Origin of the sequence: Pseudoalteromonas sp. MSK9-3 (assembly GCF_003590335.1) — a bacterium.
Classification (GTDB): Bacteria; Pseudomonadota; Gammaproteobacteria; order Enterobacterales; family Alteromonadaceae; genus Pseudoalteromonas.
Window position 1 is genome coordinate 1 of sequence record NZ_MIET01000066.1, and the last position, 450, is coordinate 450.

Here is a 450-nt window from a genome sequence, read left to right on the forward strand (position 1 = left end):
GACAGAAGTTAGTGTTACTAAAGTAGCGTTTTACAGAATTGGTCATAGATTGACTAATATTTATCAGAATTCCAGATTTAGTTGGCTTGCGACAGCGAGTTAACACACCAGATTTGCTTGGTGACAATAGCGTTTTGGACCCACCTGACCCCATGCCGAACTCAGAAGTGAAACGAAACAGCGTCGATGATAGTGTGGCAGTTGCCATGTGAAAGTAGAACATTGCCAGGCATTAAATTAGAGAAACCCGTTGCAGAGATGCGACGGGTTTTTTGCGTTTGGGGTTTAGGAAAAGGGATTTGAGAAAAATGGGGATTAGGAAGGGTGTTTTAGGTCACCATGCATGAAGGATAGTTAAAGACAATGGACCCTGAAATGAATTCAGGGAGACGGCAGTCTTATATTTAGAGGTGGGGTTTTGATTACGCCCACCTTGTTGTCTTCCTGACG

Annotated in this window: 1 rRNA gene; it reads left to right on the forward strand. The window is 43.3% G+C overall.

Annotated features, from left to right (window positions below):
• Positions 1-116: 116 nt before the first annotated feature.
• Positions 117-231: ribosomal RNA gene (rrf, locus tag BGP78_RS20690) — 5S ribosomal RNA — on the forward strand.
• The last annotated feature ends 219 nt before the right edge of the window (positions 232-450 follow it).